Here is a 19196-nt window from a genome sequence, read left to right on the forward strand (position 1 = left end):
TAGGTCTCTTCCCCTTGATTCTTTTTCTCTTACAAAAAGAATCTCTGTTGCTAAGTAAACTATTATCTAACTAGTCTTCCGTTCCTACACTATGCCCCAACATAAAAGAATAGATAGTCTTCTTTCGATCAATTGTTTAACTGCATTATTCCCCTTCAGATCCAAATACTCCCCTTACCTAGTATTAAGACCCTTTCAATCACACATTAAACGCTTTATAAATCCAAAAATCTATTCCCCCGGCAACACTAGCCAGTATCAAGTTTTCTACTTAGACCAAATTACATTATTCAGTATACATAAAAAACTTCAGTGTTTTTTTTCTCATTTTGCTTATTGATATGAAATTAATGGGAATATAGGTCCAGAAGTCTTTTATTATAAGCTTACACGTTATTTAATTTTTTTACTATATAAAATAGAATAGCCTTTATCTAACTTTAATGTCTCAACATTACCAAAAATATCAGCCATTTTTTGTTTGGCACTTGGAGCCCCTTGTTTTTTTTGAATCACAACAAACAAGCCGCCTTCCATTTTAAGATGCTCATAGGCTTCTTCAAGAATTTGATGCACCACGTTTTTCCCCGCTCTAATGGGTGGGTTCGTTAAAATAGCCGCATACTCGTGATATGTCACCGATTCATAGATATTAGAAAGAAAAGGGGTCACCCCTTCGACGTGATTAAGCACAGCATTTTCTTTTGCTAATGCCACCGCTCGCTCGTTAACATCTACCATGTCAACTTCACGTCCTGTATGATGTGCTAAAGATAAACCAATCGGTCCATAACCACAGCCAACATCTAACAGTTTCCCTTCAGGAACTAGTGAATCATCATACTGTTCAATCAGCACTCTCGATCCATAATCAACCGTCCCTTTCGAAAAAACATTGCTATCGGTTATAAATGAAAATTCCTTTCCTAATAAATCAAATTGCCATTTCTTACGGTCGTGAGCCACTTCAGGCTGATTTGTGTAATAATGATTCCCCATTGTCGTTCCTCCTATTGTATCTCTTCTATAATTAATCTTGCTAGTAATTGATACCCTTCCTCTGAAAAATGAAGACCATCCTCTTGTAAATAACTGACCTGATTGTCATCCACCAACATCTCAGTTAAGACATCAATGAACGGCACTTGATACTTCTCAGCAACAGCCTTAGATACGTCGTTAAAGCGACGTAGCCGTTCTTCTGAACGTTCTCCCTCATGCACTGACTGATTTGCATAAGGTACTCCCAAAAGAATGACACGACTGTCAGACAAGCTTCTGACAAGAGTCTCTAAATTCTCCTGAAACTCGTGTTCTGTTATACCAGAATAAAGCCACGCATCGTTCGCACCGAAAAAAACTGTCACCACATCAGGACAATAAGCCACCACATGTCGCTCAACTCGGTCCAAAGCCCCTCTCGTTGTATCTCCAGGAATTCCCGCATTCTGAATCAGTATATCAGGTAGTTTTTCATTTATTTTATCATTTAAAATCGTGTCAATCTCACCGTTTTTGTAACCTGCAGTGATACTGTCACCAAATAATATTATTTTTTTCATTTCTCTAACCTCATTGTTTTATCCTTCTCTTATTTATATGCTATAATCATTAGGACTTTATAATCATAGCATGAAATAAGGAGTTGTACACATGTTTATCCCGTTACCAAAAGAAAAAAAATGCCGTGAATCAAGAACGATTCAAACCAATCTTGTTTTCCCAGCAGATAGCAACACCTATGGCGCGTTATACGGAGGGCGTTTGATGTATATGATCGATGATGCTGCTTCTATCACCGCATCAAAACACGCTCGGAGACCTGTTATGACAGCTTCTACTGACAAGCTTGATTTTTTACATCCTATATTAGAAGGACATTCTGTTTGTATCGAAACCTATGTCTCTGGTACTGGCAAAAAATCAATGGAAGTCTTCGCCAAAGTCTTAGGCGAAAACATCCACACAAACGAACGCTATTTAGCAGCCACTTGTTTTATGAGCTTCGTGGTTGTCAAACACGAAGAAGGATTCACTGGTATTCCAGAGATTATTCCTGAAACAAACGAAGAAATCATGATTCATAAAGGTTATGCTAAACGACGAGAATACCGTCTATCTGAGTTAGAAAGTAACAAAGAGTTAGCACAACACATTTCACTGTCCCTTCCATGGATGGATGATCACTAGATTACTATTATATATAGGAGCTTAACAATGGATGAGAGATCAAACTACTACCGATTAAGTCGTGAAGAATGGCAAAATTTCTATCGAAATGGTGTCGCACCTTTGAGTGATGTGGAATTGCAACAAATAAAAAGTTTCAATGACCGCATTTCTCTACAAGATGTCCAGGACATTTACATTCCTCTGACTCATTTAATTCATATTTATATGAAGGAATATGAATCTTTGCAATTAAGCAAAGGATTATTTATGCAAAAATTTGTCACACCATCACCCTTTATCATTGGCGTTGCTGGAAGTGTCGCAGTAGGTAAAAGTACTACCGCTAGATTGTTACAAATGATGTTGTCTCGCGTCTTCAAACGACGAAACGTTCAACTCATTACAACAGATGGTTTTCTTTACCCCACAGATTATTTAAAAGAACATGGTATTTTGGATAAGAAAGGCTTTCCAGAAAGTTATGATATGGAACGTTTATTAAATTTTTTGAACTCAGTAAAAAATGGGGAAGATAACCTTAAAATACCTGAGTATTCTCATGAAATTTATGACATTATTCCAGACAAATATCAGTCCATTGAACAGCCTGATATCCTTATAGTAGAGGGCATTAACGTCCTTCAATTACCTGCAAACCAACAGATTTATGTCAGCGATTTCTTTGATTTTTCAATTTATGTCGATGCTGACTCAGATTTAATCGAATCATGGTACTTACAACGCTTTGAAGCATTGTTAGACCTTGCAAAAGACGACGAAACTAATTATTATTATGAATATGCGAATGGTCCTCGAGAAGACGCGTTGGCTTTTGCCAAACAAATTTGGCAATCTGTCAATCTAACGAACCTAAACGAATTCATCTTACCGACTCGTAGTCGGGCTGACGTGATTTTACATAAAACAAAAAATCACGACATCGATGAAGTTTCCTTGAGACGATTCTAATAAACCAAATACGAAGAAAGATAGGGTGAAGCAAGTGACAAACACGTCAGATTTTAAAGACATGGAAAAAATCATTGTATTAGATTTTGGTAGCCAGTATAACCAGTTGATTACACGACGCATTAGAGAGTTCGGAGTTTTCTCTGAATTAATGAGCCACAAGATAACTGTAGAAGAAATTAAGGAAATCGCACCAAAGGGAATTATTTTCTCAGGTGGTCCAAACAGTGTATATGACGAAGAAAGTTTCTCAATTGACCCTGAAATTTTTGAATTAGGCATTCCTATTTTAGGTATTTGCTACGGTATGCAATTAATGACTCACAAATTAGGTGGCGTTGTTAAGAGTGCCGGTGCTCCTGAATACGGTAAAGCGATGTTAGACATCTCTGATTCATCAACTAAATTATTCAAGGAATTACCAGAGCATCACCAAGTATGGATGAGCCATGGTGACTTAGTAACAGAAGTTCCTGCTGGATTTGATGTAGTGGCAACAAGCGCTAACTGCCCTATCTCAGCTATGGAAAACCATGAAAAAGGCTTGTACGCTGTTCAATTCCATCCAGAAGTCCGTCATTCTGAACATGGTAATGACATGCTACGTCATTTTGCCTTTGACATTTGTGGCGCTACAGACGACTGGTCAATGGAAAACTTCATTGATGTAGAAATCAACAAAATCCGTGAACAAGTAGGCGACAAAAAAGTCTTACTTGCTTTATCTGGTGGGGTTGACTCAAGTGTTGTTGGGGTTCTTTTACAAAAAGCAATCGGCGACCAATTAACGTGTATCTTTGTTGACCACGGTTTACTACGTAAAGACGAAGGCGATCAAGTGATGGATAGCCTATCTGGTAAATTTGGCTTAAACATCATCCGCGTGAATGCTAAGAAACGTTTCTTAGACAAATTAGCGGGTGTCTCTGACCCAGAAACAAAACGTAAAATCATTGGTAACGAATTTATCTATTTATTTGATGACGAAGCAACTAAATTAGAAGGCATTGACTTCTTAGCTCAGGGAACACTTTACACAGACGTTATCGAAAGTGGAACTGACACAGCTGAAGTGATTAAATCACATCACAACGTTGGTGGGTTACCAGATGACATGGAATTCGAATTAATCGAACCATTAAACACATTATTCAAAGACGAAGTACGCGCATTAGGAATCGAATTAGGAATGCCTGAAGCTTTAGTATGGCGTCAACCATTCCCAGGACCAGGTCTTGGTATCCGCGTTCTTGGTGAAATTACAGAAGAAAAATTAGAAATCGTTCGCGAAAGTGACGCGATTTTACGTGAAGAAATTGCTAACGCTGGTCTTGACCGCGATATCTGGCAATACTTCACAGTGCTTCCTGGCATCCGTTCAGTTGGTGTTATGGGAGACGGTCGTACGTATGACTACACAGTTGGTATTCGTGCCATCACTTCAATTGACGGTATGACAGCTGACTTCGCACGCATCGACTGGGATTTACTACAAAAAATCTCTGTTCGTATCGTTAACGAAGTGGATCATGTTAACCGTATCGTGTACGATATTACGAGCAAGCCACCTGCAACTGTTGAGTGGGAATAGAATATAAATACAGTCCGTTGAATAGGGGAATGAATACCTAAAACAGGACCGTTAAAAAAACTATGCGATTACTTTTTTCCATTATTCAACCGGAGACAAGTAATCGTATTTTTGTTGAATTCTTTCTTTATTATAATAGTTGGTGAAACGATTCTATCGAAGAATTAACTACAGGTATCTCTTTTCTAGCATACTTTTAATAATGTTTTTTTCTTTTGTTCCTTGATAATAAGACCGTATTTCGCTCTGAATAAAGCGTCTATTTATCTAGGAGACTAAGTAATTGATTTAAAGTATCTAAAACACATGCAATATCCTTTTTGTCACTAATTATGTATTATGGATTTCTCCATTGAATCCATCCACGATACTATATATAGGCTTTTCCATAAGTTTATCATTTCCCTACAGCCGAAGAGAATCGATAAGATTCTCCATTTCTAAATTATTTACACTATTTTTTTCACCTGTAGCTTATTCCGAACATTGGGTCTGTTTATATTTTATAGATTTATTCAACCTTCGAATTTCATTTTATAGCTTCTTCTTTTACTTCTACTGTGAAGCCAATTCTTTTTATCATAAAAAAAACCGTTTACTTCATATAAAATGAAATAAACGGGAATTTTTATTTGCCTCACATTTTGTAATCAGTTCTAGACATCTTCAATGAGGCTTTCTTTCTTCATTTATTACTCTACTCTTGGTTCCATTTCTTTTTTCGCTTTGTTTCCTTCTCGTTTCAAGGCTTTGTTCGCTTTTTCAGCTTGTTTAGATGTGAACTCACTTGTACTTTCAAAGGCGTCTTCTGCTTTATCTTGAACCGTTTCAGAGTCTTCTTCATGTTGAGCTCTCGTTTTTACATCCACTACGTTAACATTCACTTCAATAACGTCTAAACCTGTCATTCGATTAACTTGTTCTACAATGACTTCTTTCATACTATTAAAGATTTCTTCAATATTACGGCCATATTCAGCCACAATATCTAAATCGACTGCTACTTGTTTTTTACCTACTTCTACGTCAATACCTGACGTTACATTGTCAGTATTCACTAATTTATCTGTAATACTAGAGAAGAAACCACCATTGATTGATAGTAAACCTGGAACACTGTCTAAAGAAATACCAATAATTTTTTGGATGACTTTGTCCTCAAATGTCAATTCACCTTTAACCGTTACGTTCACTGCGTCTTGTCTTTGATTTGTTTTGTCCATTATAAATTCCTCCTAATATTTTTTCTTCTATCATTCTGGAAAATAACCACTATTCTTCATATAGATTCCCACGAGACACCCTAGAGATGTCAATACTAAGAGAATCAACGTTTTGAAAAAACCTAAGGTAAAGAATAATATCCCCAGTAAACACCCTAATAGCGCCCCTATTATCGGCCATTTATAGTAATTCAACCATGTTTTCAAATCCATTTTATCCCTCCTATACGACTCTTCTCTTGTTTTTCTTAGTGTCTGATGAGAGCTCTTTAAAAGCAACCTGTACGTTAATTTCTTTATCGATCCCTAATAAGTTCATTAGGTCCTGTCTAATTTGTTCGGCTAATTCATCCGTTCTCCCTAATAAATTACCAGTACGTTTGATTGAACCTACTATCTTAACTTTAATGCGTCGTTTCGTTGTACTTACTTTCACTGTAGGGTGGTTCATTAAGTCGTCCAAATCAACCGCAGACTTAACACATCCTTCAATGGCTTTTTTATGTAACACCAAGCTCCCTCGATTTTCTTTTAATAAGATCTCAGGCTTTTTGCGTGGTGCAAAGATAATCACTAATAGAACAATGACACTCAAAGCAAGTAAGATACCACTTCCCCAAAATAGAAACTCAATAAGATAGGGATAAAATGACATATGTTGCATAGTAATGGGTGGAACATAGCGAATCATCGTGAGTGGTCCAAATAAAAACATCACACTTAGAAATAAGCCCATACTAAGGATACTTAAGATAATAAGTAATATTTTTTGCCATCTGGCCATCATCATTCCTCCTTCTTAACACACCATTCCTAAAGAGACTGTCTTGTTTAGGCTTTTCTACCTAAGAAGAAAGAAACAACAGCAACTAAAATAACTGCTCCTAAAATAGATGGTACAACTGCCATACCTGCAACCATTGGACCCCAATCACCTAGTATCGCTTGTCCGATAGAAGAACCAATTAGACCTGCAGCGATGTTAGCAATCCATCCCATGGACTCACCCTTATTGGTAATCGCTCCTGCAATAGCACCGATAACTCCGCCTATAATTAATGACCATAGTAAACTCATGTTGAAAACTCCCTTCAAACTATTTTTTTGTTTCTTAACTACACACATAGTATATTACTGTTACGTGTCTCAAAACAAAGGAAAACCCTTAGGATAACAGACGTAAAAATCTCTTTTCATTATTATTAAAGGTCGTTATTAAAACAAAAATATCCAAGTAGACACCAAAAAAACTCGATACATCAAGACTGATTTTTTCTATCTTTTTTATAAAACACGTCTTAAAAAAACAGGGACGCACCTTGATTTTTTATATTAAATAACATTTAATATTTTTATAAATAAAATAAAATAAAACATCACACCTATCTATGTGTAGTTTATATAGACAACAAACAGCTTATAAATCATCCGAATAAGACAATCAACATTATAAAATAATAATCCATCTTTATTTAATAACACTTACTATATTTTTTTTGAAAGTTAAATGACTAAATGCCCTCACATCCCTGTCACTCAAAATAAAAAGACAGAATTTCTCTGTCTTTTGTTAGTTAGATAAACAATTACGTTTATGTTTTCATTATCTGATAAAGTATTCGCTGTTTATTATACATAAACAGATCTACTATTTAACCGCTTGATTATTCATTTTAACTTTTTAACGATTTTTTCTCTCGCCATTTATTGTCTCTAATAATATAATCATGTTTTTGTTACTAATACAAAGATTACATCATTAAATTCTTTCTAATAAAAAATCTTCATTGTCTAGCTATTCTTTTGAATTCTTTCGATGACTTCCAAGTTATAATAAGACATTGTTTTAGTTATTTCTTTGACGAGATACTCTTTAATATGATTAGGGGAGATTACTTTTACCATATGGCCTTGGCCTAGCAACCACATTTTAACTCCATAACCATCATTTCCCCTCAATTCAATTCTAAAACTACCGTCAACATTTTCCTGTACAATCCTAGATTCTGGAAATCGATCTAAAACATAGATTGGGTCGTAATAAAAATCGATGACGAGTAATATAGGGTTACCTAAAAAAGGAAATGGTGTTTGTCCTCTAAGGATCCCCCCTTCAAACTTGTCTTTACGTGACACTTTATTACATGTGGATACCATTTTAGCATCATACATATTATTAATTCTAAATTTATTGAGTGTCTTGAAGTCTCGATCGTCTTTTGCTGTATGTGATGAGCAAATCATGAAAAAATACATGTCTGAATAATAAATAGCGTTAGGTACTCTTCTAAATATCTCTGTCTCACCATTTTTAGTATAGCTAAATTCCAACATACCGTGGCAACGGATAGCATTAGCTATAAATGATAAACGTGGAATCATATTATCTACAGATATTCCTTGATAGTAAACATATTCATTGCCAACACATTGTTCTAATCCTTTTCTATCTTGCGACATCGTCAACAATTTTTCAATTAGTACCGTCATCTCTTGCTTATTAAATATTCTGGTTGATAGAAGTATTTTCAATATAATAAACAAATCATCATCTGTTAAGTGACCAAGTTGACCTATTTTATCAAGTCCTTGTAAGTGGTAGTTACCTTTATGATCTCTTATTAAGGCTGCCTCTTTTAAGATACCAGTACCATACATGCTGTCTTCTAATACTGATTCAATATGCGAGATATCTCTTTGTATGGTGGATTCTTTTTTATCGAAGATGGCCATTAAATCAAATTTATTTATTTTTTCACCACTTAATAACTTAATAAATATGAACAACAATCGTTTTTGACAATTCACTTATTTTCACTCCTCTTCCTGAACATCATCTCTTAACAATAATCCTAAAACACATCCATTTTGCCATATGATACTTCTCACTGTTTGTTCTATCCTCAAAAATTGTTCGCTATGACTATTAACCAATACACTAATAACATAATAACATTTATTAAGATATAAAAAATACCAAAAAAATAAATTAGTTCATTTAAATGTGTTTTTCAAATTATTAAACGTAATAATACCAAACTAATTACATGTAACGTTAAAATTTTACTATCTATAATACATTTATACCGCTATTATATAATGATATAAATGAATTTTTTCTTATTTAAATTGTATTACTACAATAGTTTAATATGCTTATCTTTAACATGATATGATACTGTAAGAATAGAATTTTATATAAAAAGGAGATAGTAATAATGCATAAACATGTTATTTTTTTCGATTTAGATGGAACCTTATTTACCGATAATGCTTTAACTGTCACACCTATTATGAAACATATGATACATGATCTTGTTAAACAAGGTGGTCTTCCTGTCATCGCTACGGGACGAAATTACTATGAAGTGAAACATCTCTTAGATGAACTGGACATCACTAGTTATATTCTATCCAACGGGTGTTACGTCGTGCATGATAACCACCTCTTACAAGATTTACATTTTACTCACACCGAAGTCAGTAACTTTTTAGATTTAGCCAAAGAACAAGGACATAGCATTGGTTTTTTTAACCAAGAAGGGTATGCTATTTCCACTATGACTGATACTGTCAAACAACACCTAGCACATATGAATATGGACATTAGAGATGTGCCAGTTGATCCAGACTTTTATAACAATCAAAGAGTAACCTTCTTGAATTTATATGCGCCAAAAGAAGAAGAAACCATCTATCACGATGCTTTATCTAGTACCTATGATTGGGTTCGCTTCACTCCCCTAGGTGTGAACATCTTACCTAAACATGTCTCAAAAGCACTAGGTATGACAACTTTATGCGATCACCTGGGGTTAGCTCACGTTCCTACCTATGCTTTTGGTAACGCTAACAATGATATCGAATTATTCAAAGCTGCCCAATATAGCGTGGCTATGGCTGATTCCCCAAAAGAACTACAAGAGGTAGCTACTTATGTGGCCACTTCTAAAGACGGCGTTCAAGAAGGGCTACGCTATTTTGACTTATTATCTTAATCGGACTGTTCTCGTTCTTACTAGTTTGTTATACTCAAGTCAAAGAAAATCATTATAACTGGAGGAGTTTATATGAAAAAGAGCCTGCAACACGTTATTAACATTGTTTTACTCAGTTTATTTTTCTCCGTAGGTATCATTGGTCTCGCAGAAGAAGAAACTAGTAGTAGCAGCTTAAGTACCACAGACCTAAGTGCCACAGAAATCAGTACCTCAGAATCACAAGAAGAACTCGTCCCACCTTTAAGCACTGACAATCAATTAAAACAAACTAAGACCTTTACCCCTTTCATTTATGGGAGTATCACGGTAACGCAAGGCGACTACTATGCTGTACAACAGGATGTGGAAAAACAAGCTAATGGCCTACCTATATCGGTCTTATCCAATCAACTAATCACCATCGATTCAGAATGGCAATTAGACAACCTAGACAGCTATTATCACTTCACTACACCTGATAATATGTCTGGTTTTATCTTACATTCAGCCGTACAAACGTCTTTAGTCTACAAAGACACCTATCTCACTTTGGCAAATCAAGACTCAGATATTAAGGTATTCAAAGATGGTTCTCTAACGACTACCGTTGATAAAAATATTCTTCACAATCACACGTTCAAAACACAAGCAACCATTAAAGTGAACAACCATAGCTACACGCCACTATTAAACGGTAAAGATGACTTAATAGGTTTGGCAGAAGATATCTCAACAGGCATCACGGATCAACCACAAGGACGTTACGTGTCTTTTAAAAAATACGTATCAGTGACAAGTGGCAATGATTCTATCTACAGTAATTTCACAGGTGGGGTAAAAGATACCACCAAAAAATGGATGAACCAAACACTTTATGCTAAAGGCACGTATTACCATATAAATGGAACCCAGTATCTTTCTATCTACGATAATAAAGACAAATGGATCGGCTACGTTCCAAGCTCTTCAGTGACTATAGCTACGGGAAAAAGTGGTGCTTACATCCCATATAACCAATACATTACTTTCACACGCTCATCTTACCCTATTTACAGTAATTTTAATTGGAAACAAATTAATCATTCAAAAAATGAAATGAACCAAACTTACTTAGCAAAAGGGCGCTATCAACATTTTAATGGGGAGTCTTATCTCTCCCTTTATACCAATAAAGGACAATGGGTAGGTTATGTCAATGCCAAAGCAACAACCCTTGCTGATGGGGCTCAAGGGATTTATCAACCGTATAATAAATACGTGACTTTGAAGCAATCAAGTTATCCTATTTGGACCAACTTCAATTGGTCTAATCAAAGAAACAGCGCAACATACCAAGGTCGAACTCTAAAAGCAAAAGGACGCTATCATCATATAAATGGTAGTACCTATTTATCTTTATACGATAACAAAGACAAATGGGTTGGCTATATAAATCAACAAGGAGCTTCTGTGGCAAATGGGCCTGAAGGACGTTTTCAAAAAACAACACTTTACCTTAGCATGGCTAATAAAAACCAACCCATTTGGCAAAATTTTAATTGGACGAAAAAAAACAACGCTCTAAACCACCAAAGAGAAACTTTGGTAGCAAAAGGGATGTACCAACATTTCAATGGACAAACCTATTACTCTCTTTATAACAATAAAAATCAGTGGATAGGCTATATTAATAAGCAAGGAACACTTCTAGCTGATGGAAAACAAGGAATCTACTATAGCTATGGAAAAGACGTTACTTTCTCCAGCAATAGTTATCCTGTTTGGCGTGATTTTAATTGGAGTAAACAACGCTCTCTAGATGTTAAAGGTAAAAAATTCAAAGCAAAAGGAATGTATTACCATTTTAATGGTAGTAACTATTATTCAATTTATGATAATAAAAATAACTGGTTAGGCTATATCAATGCCAAAGCAGCCACTCAATATGATATGTCTAAATTAATCCCTAATCAGGATAGCTTACTTGCTGTTCATCATGTGGTACAGCAAAAAATTCTCGACACATCGAATAATCGAAATAGTATTATTAACAATGTATTAAACATGCCTGTGATTTCTAGAAATGATATCACATTTGATGGCAACCACTTTATTGTAAGGTTAACGCAAAAAAATCTTGGCATGTCTCAAGTTACTCTTACCTATCAAGATTTGGTGGGTGCTGTTGATGATCGTCTCTTCCCTCAAGAAGAAGTGAGAAAAGCGGTTAAACCTCTTAATAAAAATAAAAAATACGTGGCTTTAACCTTCGATGATGGACCAAGCCCTGTGACAACACCACAACTACTAAGAACATTAAAGAATAAAAACGTGAAAGCGACCTTCTTTATGCTTGGTAATAGTGTTAGAGCAAACCCAGGTGTGGCAAGACAAGTCAAAAATGACGGGCATGAAATTGGGAGTCATAGCTACTCACACCCTCAATTGACTTCTTTATCGAGCCAACAAGTAACACAACAAATGAAGGATGCGGATAGAGAAATTGTGAAGGCAACAGGCGTTTTACCAAAAAGTTTCCGTCCGCCATACGGTGCCGTTAACTGGACCGTATCGAATGCTGCTAGAAAACCATCTATCATGTGGAGTATCGACACTCGTGACTGGGAATCTCGTAATCCTGTAGCAATCAATCAAGTAGTTAATCAAAACATTCATAATGGTGCGATTATTTTACTCCATGATATCCATCAACCTTCAATTAATTCTGTCCCTCAAATGATTGATAATTTGAGACGTCAGGGCTATGAGTTTGTCACTGTTGATGAACTGCTACAAATGCAGCAAAAACCAAATAACCAGTACTATAGCCGTTACAATCAGTCTCGGTTCTAATAAAAAGACGTTCGCCATTCTCTTAGAATGGGAACGTCTTTTTAGTTATTTTTGGTAGGCAATATAAGCTTGCGCAATTTGAACGGCGTTCGTAGCTGCCCCTTTTCTAACTTGATCGCCGCAACACCATAAAGCTAGGGCTTGTTGTCCTGCAACACGCTGCTCTCTGACTCTACCCACATAGACAAGATCCTGTCCTGTAGTATCTAGCGGTGTAGGAAAATCACCAGACTCTTGTTCATCCATAAACCGAACCCCTGGTGCATTGGATAATAGCTGTTTAGCTAACTCTAATTCTAATTCTTCTTCGAAAAAAAGGGTAATCGCTTCTGAGTGAGAGCGCATGACAGGAATACGGACACACGTGCAACTAACGTCTAACTCAGGCTGATGTAATATTTTTCGTCCTTCATTTTGTAATTTCGCCTCTTCACTGCTGTCTCCTTGCTCAGAAAACCCACCAATTTGAGGGATGACATTGTAGGCAATTTGTCTTGAAAACACACGAGGAACGACTTCTCTTCCTTCTTCTAGGGCTGTTACTTGTTCCTCTAATTCAGCAATGCCTTGAACTCCTGCACCTGACACGGCTTGATAGGTCGATACTACCATGCTCTTAATCCCCACTTCTTTATGAAGGGCCGCTACGGCAGTTAAGGCAATAATAGTGGAGCAATTAGGATTAGCAATGATTCCCTGATGAGTTAAGATGTCTTCACCATTGACCTCTGGAATGACCAAAGGCGCCGCATCATCTAAACGATAGATGCTAGAATTATCAATCACTAGGCACCCGTTTTTAACTGCTTCAGGTAAGTAAATAGCTGCAACGTCATCTTCTAAGGCAGACAAGACAATGTCTAACCCCTCAAAAGACGAGGAAGTTAATTCTTCAACCGTCAAAACCTCACCTAAAAATAATACCTCTTTTCCTACACTTCTTTTTGAAGCAAACACACGCAATGAAGCAACAGGTAACTGTCTTTCTTCTAAGACCTTCAACATCTCTTGTCCCACAGCCCCTGTAATACCTAAAATACCAATATTATACTGTTTCATCTCTCTTTTCTCCTTCAAATTCATCGTATATCGCTTGAATGGTCTCTTCATAGCGGTCATTATCTACTCCTAAAATAATGTTCATTTCGTCACTTGTTTGAGAAATAAAAGCGATGTTTATTTCCCGTTCCCCTAACGTTTTAAACAATCGGCCACTCATCCCTGTTTTATTTTTCATAAACCTAGATACTGTGGTAATAAGCGCTTTTTCATGTAAAACAGTTACTCTGTCTATCTGACACGTATCATATAAGTGATGTACTATTTCGTGGTACAACGGTTTTAATAGCCTCGTTTGAATCACAAAAGAAAAGGTATCAATCCCTGTGGCGATTTGTTCTACTGGAATATGGTAATGCTCTAATACATCTAAGGCTTTTCGTATCGTCCACACGTCTTTAAATAAATGTTCTTTAACCATGGTTAAGATAGAAAAGTCCTTCTTACCTGCTACACCTGTAATCATGCCACTGGTCTCGGTGTCCACACTATTTAAAATAATGGTTCCTTGATTATTCGGTTCATTCGTATTCAAAATATGAATCGGAATGTTTTTCTTTTTAATCGGGTACACAGCTTCTTCATGTATCACTGAAAAACCCATATAAGACAATTCTCTGAGTTCTTCATAACTGATAACATCTATTTGTTTCGGGGTAGGGACAATACGAGGATCCGCTTTTAAAATGCCAGAAACATCCGTCCAATTTTCATAACGTTCCGCATCTGACACATGCGCTAAAATACTCCCCGTGATATCACTACCACCACGCGTCATTAAAGAAATACTACCATCTGGTAACGCACCATAAAAACCAGGAACTACCATACGAGGATGCTCTTCTAAAGCTTTTTTGAAAGCAGCTTCTGTTTTCTCTTCATCTAGTTCTTTGTCATATCTAAAGAAAATAATGTCCTTAGCATCCACAAAAGTGTAACCTAAATAGTCACTTAATAATTTAGCTGTTAGGTATTCTCCCCGGCTAACTAGTACCTCTCGCTCCATTCCTTCTAAGATACTCTGATATAATTCATCAAGTTCACTTTCTATATTTGGTGCCAAAGATAATTTTTTGGCAATGGTTGTTAACTTAGATCTCACTAAATCAAAAATAGGATCAATTGTCATGCCATATTTTTTATGTTCATAACATAAATACAATAAATCTGTTATTTTATGATCTTCTTTATCGACTTTTCCACTAGCACTTGTTACAACAATACGTCGTTCTGGATCAGCAGTTATAATGTGTTTCACTTTTTGAAATTGTTCCGCATTTGCCACACTTGACCCACCAAATTTGACTACTTTTACCATACTATTCCCCCTCACCAAAATACTTAATCACACGAACCGAAGAGGATAATTTTTTTATCACAGCTTCTAAGGTATCAAAAGTCATGGGTAAGCTATCGTAATAAGCACCCTCTTGATGCACAAACCAATCGGACTCAATGGCTTCCTCCGATATCAAAATAAACCGATGCTCTCGGTGGTCATTCCATACTAAAGATGAATAAATCACCTTATTTTCTTCTGATTTTTCTCGTATTTTTTCGATGTCTCTTATCATAGCTTGCGCTGTTGGGTATTTTCCCGCACCTTGACCATAAAAGGCCATTTCGCCACTGATTGAACCTGTTAAGAGTCCCATATTATTATTTTGTGAGACATTGGCTAAAAGATGCGTGTTTGGAACAGCTTGTAGCATAACGCTTCCTTCCCACGTTCCTTCGTCTCTTACAATTTCTCCTACATATTTCAATACATAGCCTAATTTTTTAAAATAGCTAATGTCTTTTGCCGTCACATGCCGCATACTATGCTCCACAAGATCTCTCATTTGTATGCTACGATTAAAACCCACTTGAGCCGAAATAACTAATTTATTAATGCTGTCCATCCCGTCCACATCTGCACTAGGGTCCGCTTCGGCATAACCTAGTTTTTGTGCGTCTTGTAAGGCTTCCCTAAAATCCATACCGCTTTCTGTCATATTAGATAAGATATAATTCGAGGTTCCATTAAAAATCCCTCTAATACATCTAATGTCTTCAGATTGTTTTACTTGTTCTAGGCTAGTAATCCAAGGGATACCACCCCCTACACTTGCTTCGTATCGACACTGTACTCCATTTTCTTCAGCTAGTTGCTGAAATTCTTCAAAGTAAGCAGCAACCACTGCTTTATTCGCTGTTACTACATGTTTACCTTGAAGCAAGCACGCCTTAATCAGCTCATAAGCAGGATGAATACCATTTAACGTTTCGACGACACATTGAATGGTCGTATCTTGAATGATGGTATCTACCTCTTCACAATAAAGAGGGATGTTTTTCGTAGGATTGGGCCGATTCCAAACACGTACTACCTCAATTTCCTGATTCTTTGTTTTATTTGTTTCTTGTAATAGTTCATACACACCGGAACCAACTGTTCCATAACCTAGAATACCTATTCTCATTTTTGTCCTCCTGTGAAAAACACTTGTATTTATAATGTGGACATTGTATCATAAGACTACACGTAAGACAAGGAGTGTTTATATGACAACTAATTATCAAAGCACACGCAATAATCAGACACACGTAACAGGAACAGAAGCGATATTGACAGGTCTAAGTCCTGATGGTGGGCTTTTTGTATTACCAACTATCCCTGACGGTTCTGATATACTCATGCATTTAAAAGAATTATCTTATCAAGACATCGCAACACGCGTACTGACTTTATTTTTCCCTGAATTAACATCCGAGCAATGCAAACAATGTGTTGGTAACGCTTATGATCATAGCTTTAGTCACTCAAAAGTAACCCCTCTGGTTACCGTTGGGGATCGTTATGTTTTAGAATTGTTTCACGGTCCAACCAGCGCCTTTAAAGATGTGGCTCTCTCGCTACTACCACAGCTGATGGCAACCGCTGCTTTGATTCAAGGCATTGAACAAAAACTATTAATATTAACGGCAACAAGTGGAGACACTGGAAAAGCTGCTCTAGAAGGATTTAAAGACAACTCTCTCGTTGATCTGCTGGTCTTCTACCCAAGCGAAGGTGTTTCAGTGATTCAAAAACAACAAATGCAAACCCAAGAAGGACATAATCTCGACGTGATTGGTATTTCAGGGAATTTTGACGATGCTCAAAGTGGCATCAAAGAATTATTCCATGATCATGACATACTGGAAGCCTTAGATAAAACCAATTATCAATTATCTAGTGCAAACTCTGTTAATATTGGTCGTTTGGTACCACAAATTGTGTACTATTTCCATGCCTATCAGCAACTTTTATTATCAGGAAAAATAGCTAGTAATGATGCGATAGACGTGGTTGTTCCCACAGGAAATTTCGGCAACATTTTAGCTGGGTATTACGCGAAAAAAATGGGCCTCCCTATTAGAAAACTAGTGTGCGCTTCTAACCAAAATCATATTCTCGCTGATTTTATTGCAACAGGTGTCTATGATATCAGACGAGACTTTGTTAAAACGAGTTCTCCAAGTATGGATATCCTTATCTCTTCTAACATGGAACGTCTCTTGTTTCATATTAGCGGGAACGATACCGCTTATGTGGCGGAATGCATGGATCAGTTAAAAACAGCAGGTATGTTTACCTTACGTCCTGATTTGTTATCTATCATCCAAGAAGATTTTATTGGCGGTTTCGTGACAGATGACCAAGTCTCTAAAACCATACGCGAGACTTTGGAAGAGGAAGACTATCTACTTGATCCCCATACGGCTGTGGCTTATCACATGAGTACCAAACTACCAAAAGACCAGGTACCAAAAATAATCCTTGGTACTGCGTCCCCTTACAAATTTATCGGCAGTCTCATCGATGCTTTGCCTCAGTTGCCAAATGATTTGGATGACTATTCTGGTATGGCTGCGGTGGAAAACTTAACAGGTGTGCCGATACCTAAACCTTTGGCTCAGTTAAAAGACAAAGAGATCTATCACCCAACCATGATTCTAAAAGAAGACATGAAAACGTTCCTACTTAAACAACTGGAGGTGCGCGCGTATGATTCATATTAGTGTTCCAGCAACGACTGCCAATTTAGGTGTCGGCTTTGATACATTAGGGATGGCTCTGACCATGAGAGCCAACTTTTATGTGTCTTATCATGAGGAACTCGACATCTCTGGTTGCCAAAAAGAATTTCAATCAGAAGATAACCTAGTCTATCAAGCTTATAAAAAGGCAATGAATCAGCTAAATTATCCCATTAAGCCACTCAAATTGAGGATTGATAGCCCTATTCCCCACGCAAGAGGGTTAGGCAGTAGTGCAACATGTGTGGTTGCTGGTATATTAGCTGCTTATGCACTAACCAATACTCCTATCAATCAACAAGACATTTTGGCACTCAGTACTGAAATTGAGGGACACCCAGATAATGTGGCGCCCGCTATTTTAGGTGGCTTAATTGCTTCTACCAGTGTTGATGGCTACGTACACTATCAAGAGTACCCTGTACATCCGTCTTATGCATTTGTCGCTCTTAGCCCAGACTTTACTTTGTCTACAGAAATAGCAAGGAAAAGTCTTCCTGATACACTGTCCTTTAAAGACGTGGTCGCACAACAAAGTCGTCTACTCTTTTCTTTAAAAGCACTTGAAACAGGAGATACCTCCTTATTATCCCTTATGCTAAAAGACATTTTACACGAACCTTATCGCGGGCCTTTGATTCACGATTACGATGCTCTGGGCGATATTCTAAGAGAAAAGGGAGCAGTTAGCCATGTTATTTCAGGGAGCGGTCCAACTGTGTTAGCTCTTTTTAAAGAAGAGGTTCCTGAACCATTCTTAACTGATAAATCCATTGAATTAAGTTATAATTGGTCTTGTACGGTGTTAGACATTGATACAAAAGGAGCCATAATATGCTAAAAAATTATTTGATTGTGAATGAAGCGATTTTACCTGAGGTGTTCTCTAAAGTCGTAGAAGTGAAAAAACTGTTAGATGCTGGGGAAGTAACGCAAATCAATGACGCTGTCAAACAAGTCGGGGTCTCTCGAAGTGCTTATTATAAATACAAAGACCATGTCTTTGCCCCTAGTCACATGGACGTTGTTAGAACGGCGTTGATTTCCTTTGTCCTTTCAGATATCAAAGGGGTATTATCAAGAGTGTTAAACGATATCTCTGATCATGGAGGGAACATTTTGACAATCAATCAAAACATCCCCATTCAAAATAAAGCAAACGTTATTGTGAGTATTGATATTAAAGGACTCACAACGCCCATCAACCAAATGTTAGATGATATTGGTATGATTGAAGGGGTTAGCCAAATAAACTTACTTTCTATGGAATAAAAAAAGCTTTAAGCATTTCTGCTTAAAGCTTTT

At 36.7% G+C, this 19196-nt stretch carries 18 protein-coding genes; 8 read left to right on the forward strand and 10 right to left on the reverse strand.

All coding sequences use genetic code 11. From position 1 onward, the window contains the following. Window positions 1-393: 393 nt before the first annotated feature. On the reverse strand, window positions 394-999 hold the full coding sequence (locus ACVWM0_RS09625; RefSeq protein WP_476472426.1) for a class I SAM-dependent methyltransferase: 606 nt from the start codon (window positions 997-999) through the stop codon (window positions 394-396). 11 nt (window positions 1000-1010) lie between these two features. Further along, window positions 1011-1562 (reverse strand): SGNH/GDSL hydrolase family protein, encoded by a 552-nt coding sequence (locus tag ACVWM0_RS09630; RefSeq protein WP_476472427.1) that lies wholly within the window; start codon window positions 1560-1562, stop codon window positions 1011-1013. 91 nt (window positions 1563-1653) lie between these two features. On the opposite strand from ACVWM0_RS09630, the gene ACVWM0_RS09635 reads away from it, so the two are divergent. The 3 genes from ACVWM0_RS09635 to guaA all read left to right on the forward strand — a co-directional run bounded on the left by ACVWM0_RS09635 (window position 1654) and on the right by guaA (window position 4732). Continuing rightward, window positions 1654-2190 carry an acyl-CoA thioesterase gene (locus ACVWM0_RS09635; protein ID WP_476472428.1) on the forward strand — a complete coding sequence of 179 codons (537 nt, stop codon included), beginning with the start codon at window positions 1654-1656 and terminating at the stop codon, window positions 2188-2190. A gap of 27 nt (window positions 2191-2217) precedes the next feature. Beyond that, window positions 2218-3141, forward strand: a complete 924-nt coding sequence (gene coaA / locus ACVWM0_RS09640) for a type I pantothenate kinase (protein ID WP_476472429.1) — start codon at window positions 2218-2220, stop codon at window positions 3139-3141. Between the two features lie 61 nt (window positions 3142-3202). Beyond that, complete coding sequence (guaA, locus tag ACVWM0_RS09645; RefSeq protein WP_476473702.1) at window positions 3203-4732, forward strand: glutamine-hydrolyzing GMP synthase; 1530 nt, start codon at window positions 3203-3205, stop codon at window positions 4730-4732. Between the two features lie 692 nt (window positions 4733-5424). On the opposite strand, the gene ACVWM0_RS09650 is transcribed toward guaA, so the two are convergent. The 5 genes from ACVWM0_RS09650 to ACVWM0_RS09670 all read right to left on the reverse strand — a co-directional run bounded on the left by ACVWM0_RS09650 (window position 5425) and on the right by ACVWM0_RS09670 (window position 8763). Then, a complete protein-coding gene (locus ACVWM0_RS09650; RefSeq protein WP_476472430.1) occupies window positions 5425-5955 on the reverse strand; it encodes an Asp23/Gls24 family envelope stress response protein in 531 nt (176 codons plus the stop codon). A 30-nt stretch (window positions 5956-5985) separates the two neighbouring features. Then, window positions 5986-6168 (reverse strand): DUF2273 domain-containing protein, encoded by a 183-nt coding sequence (locus ACVWM0_RS09655; protein ID WP_476472431.1) that lies wholly within the window; start codon window positions 6166-6168, stop codon window positions 5986-5988. A gap of 10 nt (window positions 6169-6178) precedes the next feature. Continuing rightward, window positions 6179-6739, reverse strand: a complete 561-nt coding sequence (amaP, locus tag ACVWM0_RS09660; RefSeq protein ID WP_476472432.1) for an alkaline shock response membrane anchor protein AmaP — start codon at window positions 6737-6739, stop codon at window positions 6179-6181. Between the two features lie 47 nt (window positions 6740-6786). After that, the gene (locus ACVWM0_RS09665; RefSeq protein ID WP_476472433.1) at window positions 6787-7032 is read right to left on the reverse strand and encodes a GlsB/YeaQ/YmgE family stress response membrane protein; all 246 of its coding nucleotides are present in this window, start codon (window positions 7030-7032) and stop codon (window positions 6787-6789) included. A 714-nt stretch (window positions 7033-7746) separates the two neighbouring features. Continuing rightward, window positions 7747-8763 (reverse strand): helix-turn-helix transcriptional regulator, encoded by a 1017-nt coding sequence (locus tag ACVWM0_RS09670; RefSeq protein WP_476472434.1) that lies wholly within the window; start codon window positions 8761-8763, stop codon window positions 7747-7749. Between the two features lie 410 nt (window positions 8764-9173). Between ACVWM0_RS09670 and ACVWM0_RS09675 the strand changes: the two genes are divergently transcribed. Next, window positions 9174-9953, forward strand: a complete 780-nt coding sequence (locus ACVWM0_RS09675; RefSeq protein WP_476472435.1) for a Cof-type HAD-IIB family hydrolase — start codon at window positions 9174-9176, stop codon at window positions 9951-9953. Between the two features lie 72 nt (window positions 9954-10025). Further along, window positions 10026-12767 (forward strand): polysaccharide deacetylase family protein, encoded by a 2742-nt coding sequence (locus tag ACVWM0_RS09680; RefSeq protein ID WP_476472436.1) that lies wholly within the window; start codon window positions 10026-10028, stop codon window positions 12765-12767. Window positions 12768-12812: 45 nt separating this feature from the next. Here ACVWM0_RS09680 and ACVWM0_RS09685 read toward each other — a convergent pair whose 3' ends face one another. Genes ACVWM0_RS09685 through ACVWM0_RS09695 form a run of 3 tightly spaced genes read right to left on the reverse strand, consistent with a single transcriptional unit; the run spans window position 12813 to window position 16291 of the window. Beyond that, on the reverse strand, window positions 12813-13826 hold the full coding sequence (locus ACVWM0_RS09685; RefSeq protein WP_476472437.1) for an aspartate-semialdehyde dehydrogenase: 1014 nt from the start codon (window positions 13824-13826) through the stop codon (window positions 12813-12815). Next, on the reverse strand, window positions 13813-15144 hold the full coding sequence (locus ACVWM0_RS09690; RefSeq protein ID WP_476472438.1) for an aspartate kinase: 1332 nt from the start codon (window positions 15142-15144) through the stop codon (window positions 13813-13815). The genes ACVWM0_RS09685 and ACVWM0_RS09690 overlap by 14 nt, the downstream gene beginning before the upstream one ends. 1 nt (window position 15145) lies before the next feature. Next, window positions 15146-16291 carry a homoserine dehydrogenase gene (locus tag ACVWM0_RS09695; protein WP_476472439.1) on the reverse strand — a complete coding sequence of 382 codons (1146 nt, stop codon included), beginning with the start codon at window positions 16289-16291 and terminating at the stop codon, window positions 15146-15148. 82 nt (window positions 16292-16373) lie between these two features. Here ACVWM0_RS09695 and thrC point away from each other — a divergent pair, with 82 nt between their 5' ends. Genes thrC through ACVWM0_RS09710 form a run of 3 tightly spaced genes read left to right on the forward strand, consistent with a single transcriptional unit; the run spans window position 16374 to window position 19163 of the window. Further along, complete coding sequence (gene thrC / locus ACVWM0_RS09700; protein WP_476472440.1) at window positions 16374-17873, forward strand: threonine synthase; 1500 nt, start codon at window positions 16374-16376, stop codon at window positions 17871-17873. Next, a complete protein-coding gene (gene thrB, locus ACVWM0_RS09705; RefSeq protein WP_476472441.1) occupies window positions 17860-18732 on the forward strand; it encodes a homoserine kinase in 873 nt (290 codons plus the stop codon). The genes thrC and thrB overlap by 14 nt, the downstream gene beginning before the upstream one ends. Next, window positions 18726-19163, forward strand: coding sequence for an ACT domain-containing protein (locus ACVWM0_RS09710; protein WP_476472442.1), 438 nt, complete (start codon window positions 18726-18728; stop codon window positions 19161-19163). The genes thrB and ACVWM0_RS09710 overlap by 7 nt, the downstream gene beginning before the upstream one ends. Window positions 19164-19196 lie beyond the last annotated feature (33 nt).

This window comes from Vagococcus sp. 211 (assembly GCF_056322705.1).